The following is an 8,509-nucleotide window of genomic DNA, read 5'->3' on the forward strand; positions in this document are numbered from 1 at the left end:
CGAATTGAAAATAATGTCATTTTTTCATTGAAGTGGGATTTGGGACAGCCTGTTCACCTTGAATTAAGCTCTTTTTCGAAGAATGCACTAACTGTGTAAATTGTATCTAAATGTGATTGGAAATCGCTGTCATCCTAAACTTCAACTTGGATTCTAGAAAAAATGCGTTCAATTGAATTCATCCATAATGAACACGAAGGTTCTGTAACATTATCATTAGTCCATTTTTTTTCTGAAAATTTCCTGATAGGAGTTTTTCCTTTTTTGTTAAAACTGGTGATAGCATTTCTTACTGTCCTTACCTCGCAATTCATTTTTTCTGAAATTTATTTTGAAAGTTCTTTTTCTGAAGATAAAAGTAAAATCTTTGCCCTATCCCGTTTGAATGAGTCGCTGGATTTTGTTAATTTTTTGAGGGTTTCATATTCTTCCTGTGTAAGATCTCTAACAAAAATGGAAGCATTTGATTTTCTTGGCTTTTCTAACTTTCTGGTCTTATAGACTGGTTCGACGGTACCCAAGTATTCAACATTGACATTTGTCTCCTTTCCTCACACTCTTTCTGCGGTATTTATACTGTTTTCCTTTGATTGTTTTTATTTCTATGAATGCCATAATCCTCTTAATTTAGGGTACACATTATATATGCAAATTATTCTATATAATTATCCATTGGCTAATTCCATAGTTTTAAAATATATTTAATATATAAATATTATTATCAATTAGATGCCGTACTTAAACCCTTCATCACTCTCCACGGGTTACTTGACCGCTCTTGCCACAATTCTTATTAAGTGTTAGAGCAAGTATCGGTGGGATTTCATGGAAAGATTCAAATCGAAAAATATTCTGTTTGTAATTCTAATTGGTGCGGTTATTTTTGCAATTTTCGCAAACGAGATAGGATTTGAAAAATTTTTTACTTTGATAAAAAACGTCAATAAACCTTTACTTTTGCTTGCAGTATTTTTTAATTTATTGAACATGATAACCTTCACCACCTCATGGAGATGCCTGATTCCTGCAAAGATCAGCTTTTATAAATTATTCAAATTCTTTATGGCTGGAACATTTATTAACAATATAACTCCTTCATTCGGGACAGCCGGAGAACCGGTAAAAGCCATGTATCTCGGGAAGGAAACCGGAACGAACAAATCCGAATGTTTTGCAGGTATAGTATCAGTAAGGATGCTGAATATGTTCCCATTTTTAACGATCGGGATGTTTGGTATCTGGCTCCTGTTTTCCAATCCCATGATGAAACTGGGGTTCTGGGAGATCGTCGGACTGGTATTCTCTATCGGGCTTGCTCTTTCAATATTTTTTCTTATAATATATTTTTATATAAGGAAAGATAAATTATCTTCATTTGTCCATTCATCCATCCGCTTTTTTGCTCCATTCATCGGACTGGTGAAAAAAGGCTTTGACCATACTGCATACATGGTTGCTGTGGATGAGTCGATTAACTCATTCCATGGGGGTCTCAGGAATATTCGCCAGGATAAGAAAGGTCTTGCAAAAGTTCTGGTATTATCATATCTCGGATGGGTTTTTGACCTGATGGCGATATATATGGTATTTCTGTCCATAGATGAAACTCATATCCATATCAGTGTATTGATCATTTCCTATACCATATCCATGGTAAGCGGCTGGCTTCCTCTTTTCCTGCCCGGAGGACTTGGAATTGTTGACGGTACAATGGCAATCCTTTTCATAGCCGGAGGTGTGCCTGCTGAGATGGCAATACTTGCAACACTTCTTTACAGGCTTTCATCCTACTGGTTCAATACTATATTGGGAGCTTTTTATTTCTGGGTTCTTTTAAAAAAAAGATAACTGATCCTTTTTAAATGTGAAACTGCCATTTATTTTCACATGATCCGGAAGTTCCCCGAATTTAGACTTTATTATCAGGTCAGCAATTTGTGTTTCCATCACTTTTGATATCCCTATTATGGATGAGGTCGGCCTGGGATTAACATCCACCACATATGGTTTATCCCCGAGCGCGATATCCACGCCTGCATATCCGCAACATCCCAGGATTCTTGCAGTTTTTGTTGCTACATCAATTATCTCTTTGTTCCTTTCGCAATGATATGGCACTATGCTTCCTTTATAGGAAAAATTGTCTTTGATCTCGATCAACTGCCTGTTTACTGTAAGGGGCAGCTGGGTCTTCCCGGTTATCAAACTGACGCTTAAGTGTTCTCCTTCAACAAATGCAGTAGCGATGAAACCTTCTTTTAATTTTCCTCTTTTACTTCTGTATATCCCTTCGGAAGCACACCCAAACCTGGGTTTAATTACGAAATCACCATTATATTTCCCCCCGTATTCACCGCTTCCAATGGTTTCCGGGACAGGTATGCCTGCATGCGAAAGGGTACGGGTACATTCCAATTTATCCGCACACAGGCGTATTGAATTTGATGGGCATCCAAGGTTCACGGAATTTTTTTCAACTATCTCGGTCAGATCGCCGAGGATTTCATCAGGCGCGATCACTAAAGCTGCATCACATTCTTTTGACAATTTCCTCACCGTTTCCTCAAATCCGGTTGTCCTGACAGCCTTCCCTTCTTGAAGTTTTACGCCTGCCGAAGGATATAATACAACATGTCCGCATGAAACAAAACTTTTCACAAGGGTATCAAGCATTGCTTTTCCTTCAAGCATGAATTCCTCGATGCCAGCACCCACTGCATATTCTGCCACAAGGATTTTCATTAAAATGATGTAATGGACTGGTAAGTATTAAAACTGCGGTTTCCTATAAGAGCTTGTCTGAATATTTTTATGAGCAGTTTTAATATTTAGGAAGGATTAAATATTAATGATGTGTTTTAGAATGCCATCGAAGGAGCAATTCTTAACATGCCTGATAACGAAGGATCTGTTCTTAATGCCTGCCAGCAAATCCGATTTTGAAGAAATAACTCTTGCAATAGGTTTATTAGGTGGTGTAATAGCGATTTTATTATATATTGGTAATTTTTTTAATAATAATGTTATTCCGAACGATGCTGATTTTCAACAAATAGCATTGAGTTTAGTATCTATATTATTGATAGAGATTCCAATGATTCTATTATTCTTTTTATTAAAATGTATTATAATACTAACTATAACATTTACTTTTGGTTTTATTCAAATAATATTTAATATCAAAATATTAGATTATCCTGGTATATTGTTAATATATATTTCACTTCTAACTATAATATTAATAATTGTTGGCCTTTTTCTACTTGATTGCAATATATTTAAATCAATCTCCCATGTCTCACGTGGAGATTTTTGGAAAAGAAAGAAAAATCCAATTTTATTGTTTTTGGGGTTTATCGTTATTGTATTTACAATTCCGTTATTATATTATATCATCAATATGTCATCTTTATATTTGCTAATGGGCTCTTATTCGATAGAAGAATTTTTACAACCAAACAATGAAAATATTACAGTTGGAATAAAAGAAACAGGCATCATAACGATTCTGGTTCGTTATAATATGTCTCCATCTAACTTTATACATCAAATTTTCAGACAAGCTCTAAGTCAAATATATAACCTATGAGAAAAATATCAATGTAATTATGTCTGAAGCAATCTTAAATCAAAGGATTTTAGATGAATTGACTTTTATGAAAGAGAAGATCCTTAAAATCGAAATTCAAATCAATGAAATTAATGACGATCTACATCAAGTTAGACCGGATTATTTGATAAGATTGAAGAAAATCGACCAGGGTAAGTTTATTTCAAGAAAAGATTTTGAAAAAGAACTTGCGGATTGATTTAATGAATTATACGGATATATATAGCGAAGAGTTTACTAAAAGACTTAAGAAACTAAAAGTGAAGAATCATACACTCTTTGAGGCAATCTTTAAAAAGATCGATGAAATACTTCAAAATCCGGAAAGATATAAGCCATTAGGTTATGATTTTAAGGGATTTCATCGAGTACATGTATTGAAATCATTTGTCCTTATATTTAAAATAGATGAGAAAAATAAGGTTGTAAAATTCGAAGATTTTGACCACCACGATAAAATATACAAGAAAAGAAAATAGTGTTTATCGTCCCCTCCTCACTTATTTGAGAAAATGGATTTTTTAAAATACCGCTCCTTTTCACTGAAAATGCATCCGCAATATTTTTGCATATAAAGTCCAAGATCCTTTGATATATCACGGGATTCCTGATATCCTTCCCTGAAGTCCTCATAATAGAACGCGATCCCGCATTGTTGAGCTATTTTTTCTCCGACCCGGGCAAGTGCATCATGTTTCTGGTATGGTGAAATGAGAAGAGTGGTTGTGAAAGCATCAAATTCCAGTTGTCTTGCCATTTTTGCGGTTTGTTCAAGTCTGGCAGTGTAGCAGAATGTGCATCGTTCTGCTGCGGCAAGAGCTCCACGGAGATAGTTTTCAATCTCGTAATTATTATCGTAGATCACTTTTGTTCCTTTTAACTCCACATATTTTTCCACCGATCCCAGGCGATTTTTATATTCCTGGTAAGGATGGATATTGGGATTATAAAAAAAGGCTGTTACATCATGTCCTTCCTCAAGCATTCGTTTATGAGGATATGTGAAACATGGGGCGCAGCAAACATGTGTGAGAATTTTCATAATATCTATTACCTTGTTTCTTTATACTTTATTATAATACCGTCATGACTTATATTTCATTTTAATTAAAGATAAAGAAGGACTAAAAATATGAATTAAAAAAGTCCTGGCGGGACTGTTAATTGCAATATTCCCAAAAAATGGTGATTGAAATGAACGAATGGAATCCGGAAAAGTATTTACAATTTAATTTGGATAACTCAAATGCAATGATCGATAAAGCAAGACAGCATAGCGGTTAACGGAGCAAACCATCATTACATGATGAGTCGTGAAACCTTGGAAAATATAAAAACATGCAATACCGTACTGTGTCTTGCGCTCATAGGTTCGGTGGCAGGCGATGGTGCGGTTCGATACCCATTACGGGATTCACTAAGGCTCACTATACCGTTTGGCATCGGCACGCTGCTCATTCTTGCTCCTCTTGGAGGCATCGTCGCGTATATTGGGAAAAGCGTAGTACTGTTCAATGCATCTATAGCCTATGCATCCAGTGGTGCCGTGATGCTAATAATGGCACTCCAGCTTTTTGGTGTTTATCATTTGCCTGTTCGAGATATTTTTATACGTTTACGTCTGCCCACATCATTCACTCCGCTGGGAACATTCCTGCTTGGCATGTCGTTTGGGGCAATAACCATAGGGAGAGTAGCTCCAATGCTCTTTGCCGTGCTTGCAGTTGCAGCATTATCAGGTTCGGTTGCATATGGCATTACTGTATCGTTCCTTTTCGGAATAGGCATGATGCTACCCCTTGTCATCATAAGTTCCATTGGTGGTGCAACTGGTAAAACCGTTCGTAGAAAGCTCAAAGATGGAGGCATCTGGCTTGATCGTATCCTTGGGATAATTATGGTTTTTGCGGCAGGATATTTCTTCTATCTGGCAATGAAATAACGACTCAGGGTAGTAATTTTAAGGCACCGAACGTTTTTCGCTTCATAAATACTATACCGCTTAATTGATAGCAATTTCGGATTCACAAAATTATTGGCTCTGTCCAGGTTAAATCGTGATCCGGTTCCTATCGACCCAAAAAGCAAGGGCAACAAGCGCGAGCTGGCCTGCCGTCATAGTGACGGCGACAGCTTTCATGTCTGGAGGCGGGGGACCAAAGATGTTTCCAATGTATAAGACCACCAGGATCAATATCATCAAGGCAAACCCATATTTTCCCGAGGATGAAACACTATAGGTTGCGCTCCTGTAAAGATAAATACCTATAAATAAAATTCCAAATTCGACGATCATTGTACCTGCAAGGCTGTCCCAGAGAGATAAACCAAGTATGGGGGAATTGTTCCCAGAGATAGTAATATCAGGAGTATGCGAGATGACATCAAGAATGAAATGCGAGAATATCGCAATTGTAAGTATGAATGCCGGCCGCTTCCTTTGCGTGCGATCCCCTGTTGGCCAGAGCCAGTAAGCCAGAAAGCCTGCTGTAGCCCACAAAACCGCGCCCACCGCGCTGTGGCTATAGGGATAATCGTAGAATTCAAAGGGTGATACCACTGTGGCGCCGTGGACGATCTTTGCGTGCTCAATCCCGGAAAGTAAAAAAAGCCCAAACAGGATGTCAAGCATGATAGCGCCGAAAATCAGCAGACCAAGGGATAATCTCGGTTCCACCTTTTTGAGTACAAGGCCGATACCATAGTGACCGATAAACATTGTTCAAACCTCGATCGATATTTGTGATGATGAGATATAACCCTTTTCTGAGAGGTAATATGCGTCCTTGCAGCGCATGGTTTTTTTCACCACAAAGAGCGCTATGTGCTCACCATCGAACAGGCCTGAATAAGATGCCAATTACAGTTATGAATAGACCTTTAAAAACTAAAATATCTATCAGCGTACCTTTAAAAACTAAAATAAACTAAAATAATTATCGGGGTATTTATATTGTTTTGAGTCCTGTAAGGAAAATGAGGAAGCCATTAACCACGCCTTTCCTATACCACAAAGAGAAGTACTGTTTATGGCTTCCTCTATCTTTCAAGCACTCTAAGTCCTGGCATTTCTCGTAATGCGTTTTTAGATTTCCTTTATTATTCTCCTTCCACCCTTAGTTTAAGAGCTTTATTCATATCTTCAAAGCCCCTGCGCGTTTCAGTATTCAGCTTATGCGCAAAAAGGGGAACCAACAAACCAGTAAAGATCTCACGCTGTATAAATCGCACACCTCCGGCAACAATTGGCTCGATGATGAAAATGTGCTCACCGTCAAACAGGCCGGGAAACAGTAAGTGCCCACGCCAGCGCAGTTCACGACCGGGTTCCGCTATGAGAACACCGGGTCGAAAGGTCATGCCTCCTGCACCTTCAGGCTGGAGATAAACTTCGAGTTGTTCACCTTTTTCCGGTTTGCCGCTTGCCCTGCGAATGAATGGATTCCACTGAGGGTAAGTGGCAAAATCGGTTAGAAATTGCCATATTCGTTCGGGGGTGGCATTTATCTGGATTTCTGTGTTGAGTTCCATGGTGGGAATGATTGGAGTTATATTATTGGACTGATAATAAATTCTTGCCTTGAAATGAGAAAGTTACGCCCCGTGAATCGGCGAGGCATCAGGAAGGTGCTTTTGATATTGAATTTCTGTTTTTTTCTGACGTTTCTTTCATTATATCCAGAAAATTTGTCTCTTTAAAATTTTTGCTAAATATAAGAACTAAATAAATCAGATATATTCTGAGAATGAAATCGCATAACTTTCTTTTAGCTCTTTTTGAGCGATATTTATCGAGAACTTTAAGGCTCTTTATTGCAAGGGACTTATCAAAATTATAATTTAGAACATCAAAATAAAGGTTATGAGCATACATATTCCTCAAGTTATTTATAAATCTCAACTCAGAATAATAAAAATCATCGAAAATTTTAGTTGCACGAAGTATCTCTAATTTTGTACTAAAAGACATATCTAAAATTTTCGATGATGAGTTTAATCTTTTTCTAATAATTTCATTAATAAAATTTTCAAAATAGAGATGAGATAACAATATCAAAAGTCGGTGATCTTTTATTTCAACAATGTCTTTTAAAAAAGCTGTCCCCATTATTTTGGTTTTTTTCGGGAGAAATTGTTTCAACATTAATAACCACCCATCAAATTTATGTTCTTTTATCCAAGAGCCATTATTTTCAATTTCTTCTTTAAACAACTCCCACCATATAATAAAATCCTTCATGTCATCTTTAAATTCGATATCTCTACTTGGATGAGGTATCTTTTCATATTCAGTCTCGATCATTGGCTAAAAAAGGTATTTTATAGTATTTAAGAAAGCGCCTGATTTTCATCTTTAAGTTTTTTTGAAGTAAAAAGGTATGTTATAGTAACGTAACTACAATTAACCACAATCGGATAACGGCAACACGAATTTAAAAACCGTTTCCTAAAATACATAAACTTTTAAATTAATATCCCTTTTATTGTTATAATAAAAGATATTAAAGAAATACAAAGATAGCGTTTGGAATATCTTATAAAAATGTCCTGATAATAGAATTAAAAAGTGCATGTTTCAAGGTCTTACAGCAGCAAAATATCAAAGTTTTCTATAAAAATCAGGTAGTTGGAGATTATTTCGCAGATATTATTGTAATGACCTGGTAATTTTAGAAATAAAAGCTGCTGAGGATTTGAGAGAGGAAAATAAAGCTCAATTGATCAATTATTTGAAAGCTACCAATAAGCAAGTCGGGCTTTTGTTTAATTTTGGTAAAAAACCAGATTTCAATAGAGCAATCTTCTCGAATGATATAAAGGAAATATCATATACAGAAGCCTCAAATGTCGAGTAGAGCCCATAGCCCACCTTTTATCGAGGTAATAGCCCCAAAGTTA

10 protein-coding genes and 1 pseudogene are annotated in these 8,509 nt (G+C 36.5%); 6 read left to right on the top strand and 5 right to left on the bottom strand.

Features of this window, described 5'->3' with window-relative positions; genetic code table 11:
- Nucleotides 1–825 precede the first annotated feature (825 nt).
- The gene (locus tag CL181_RS00495) at nucleotides 826–1,848 is read left to right on the top strand and encodes a lysylphosphatidylglycerol synthase transmembrane domain-containing protein (RefSeq protein WP_097297293.1); all 1,023 of its coding nucleotides are present in this window, start codon (nucleotides 826–828) and stop codon (nucleotides 1,846–1,848) included.
- Here the strand turns inward: CL181_RS00495 and CL181_RS00500 are convergent.
- Nucleotides 1,834–2,742, bottom strand: coding sequence for an ATP-grasp domain-containing protein (locus CL181_RS00500; protein WP_097297294.1), 909 nt, complete (start codon nucleotides 2,740–2,742; stop codon nucleotides 1,834–1,836). The two genes, CL181_RS00495 and CL181_RS00500, sit on opposite strands and share 15 nt — an antisense overlap.
- A 175-nt stretch (nucleotides 2,743–2,917) precedes the next feature.
- Between CL181_RS00500 and CL181_RS00505 the strand changes: the two genes are divergently transcribed.
- The 3 genes from CL181_RS00505 to CL181_RS00515 are packed head-to-tail and all read left to right on the top strand — an operon-like array spanning nucleotide 2,918 to nucleotide 4,089.
- Nucleotides 2,918–3,589, top strand: a complete 672-nt coding sequence (locus CL181_RS00505) for a hypothetical protein (RefSeq protein WP_141398742.1) — start codon at nucleotides 2,918–2,920, stop codon at nucleotides 3,587–3,589.
- A gap of 19 nt (nucleotides 3,590–3,608) precedes the next feature.
- Nucleotides 3,609–3,809: a hypothetical protein gene (locus CL181_RS00510; protein ID WP_097297296.1), complete on the top strand. Its 201-nt coding sequence runs from the start codon at nucleotides 3,609–3,611 to the stop codon at nucleotides 3,807–3,809.
- 4 nt (nucleotides 3,810–3,813) lie between these two features.
- A complete protein-coding gene (locus CL181_RS00515; protein WP_097297297.1) occupies nucleotides 3,814–4,089 on the top strand; it encodes a type II toxin-antitoxin system RelE/ParE family toxin in 276 nt (91 codons plus the stop codon).
- Between the two features lie 17 nt (nucleotides 4,090–4,106).
- On the opposite strand, the gene CL181_RS00520 is transcribed toward CL181_RS00515, so the two are convergent.
- A complete protein-coding gene (locus CL181_RS00520; RefSeq protein WP_097297298.1) occupies nucleotides 4,107–4,652 on the bottom strand; it encodes an epoxyqueuosine reductase QueH in 546 nt (181 codons plus the stop codon).
- Nucleotides 4,653–4,931: 279 nt separating this feature from the next.
- Between CL181_RS00520 and CL181_RS00525 the strand changes: the two genes are divergently transcribed.
- A complete protein-coding gene (locus CL181_RS00525; protein WP_176504984.1) occupies nucleotides 4,932–5,552 on the top strand; it encodes a cytochrome c biogenesis CcdA family protein in 621 nt (206 codons plus the stop codon).
- A 108-nt stretch (nucleotides 5,553–5,660) separates the two neighbouring features.
- Here CL181_RS00525 and CL181_RS00530 read toward each other — a convergent pair whose 3' ends face one another.
- The 3 genes from CL181_RS00530 to CL181_RS00540 all read right to left on the bottom strand — a co-directional run bounded on the left by CL181_RS00530 (nucleotide 5,661) and on the right by CL181_RS00540 (nucleotide 7,913).
- Nucleotides 5,661–6,329 carry a hypothetical protein gene (locus CL181_RS00530; RefSeq protein WP_097297300.1) on the bottom strand — a complete coding sequence of 223 codons (669 nt, stop codon included), beginning with the start codon at nucleotides 6,327–6,329 and terminating at the stop codon, nucleotides 5,661–5,663.
- 380 nt (nucleotides 6,330–6,709) lie between these two features.
- Nucleotides 6,710–7,141, bottom strand: a complete 432-nt coding sequence (locus tag CL181_RS00535) for an SRPBCC domain-containing protein (RefSeq protein ID WP_097297301.1) — start codon at nucleotides 7,139–7,141, stop codon at nucleotides 6,710–6,712.
- Between the two features lie 88 nt (nucleotides 7,142–7,229).
- A complete protein-coding gene (locus CL181_RS00540) occupies nucleotides 7,230–7,913 on the bottom strand; it encodes a hypothetical protein (RefSeq protein ID WP_097297302.1) in 684 nt (227 codons plus the stop codon).
- Nucleotides 7,914–8,140: 227 nt separating this feature from the next.
- Between CL181_RS00540 and CL181_RS21445 the strand changes: the two are divergent.
- A pseudogene (locus CL181_RS21445) lies at nucleotides 8,141–8,466 on the top strand (GxxExxY protein).
- Nucleotides 8,467–8,509 lie beyond the last annotated feature (43 nt).

Origin of the sequence: Candidatus Methanoperedens sp. BLZ2, assembly GCF_002487355.1 — an archaeon.
Taxonomy (GTDB): domain Archaea; phylum Halobacteriota; class Methanosarcinia; order Methanosarcinales; family Methanoperedenaceae; genus Methanoperedens.

Excerpts from the sequence above, each read along its gene's own strand:
- CL181_RS00540 (WP_097297302.1), bottom strand. The coding sequence starts at position 7,913 with ATGATCGAGACTGAATATGAAAAGATACCTCATCCAAGTAGAGATATC.
- CL181_RS00500 (WP_097297294.1), bottom strand. The coding sequence starts at position 2,742 with ATGAAAATCCTTGTGGCAGAATATGCAGTGGGTGCTGGCATCGAGGAA.
- CL181_RS00510 (WP_097297296.1), top strand. The coding sequence starts at position 3,609 with ATGTCTGAAGCAATCTTAAATCAAAGGATTTTAGATGAATTGACTTTT.
- CL181_RS00520 (WP_097297298.1), bottom strand. The coding sequence starts at position 4,652 with ATGAAAATTCTCACACATGTTTGCTGCGCCCCATGTTTCACATATCCT.
- CL181_RS00515 (WP_097297297.1), top strand. The coding sequence starts at position 3,814 with ATGAATTATACGGATATATATAGCGAAGAGTTTACTAAAAGACTTAAG.
- CL181_RS00505 (WP_141398742.1), top strand. The coding sequence starts at position 2,918 with ATGCCTGCCAGCAAATCCGATTTTGAAGAAATAACTCTTGCAATAGGT.
- CL181_RS00530 (WP_097297300.1), bottom strand. The coding sequence starts at position 6,329 with ATGTTTATCGGTCACTATGGTATCGGCCTTGTACTCAAAAAGGTGGAA.
- CL181_RS00495 (WP_097297293.1), top strand. The coding sequence starts at position 826 with ATGGAAAGATTCAAATCGAAAAATATTCTGTTTGTAATTCTAATTGGT.
- CL181_RS00535 (WP_097297301.1), bottom strand. The coding sequence starts at position 7,141 with ATGGAACTCAACACAGAAATCCAGATAAATGCCACCCCCGAACGAATA.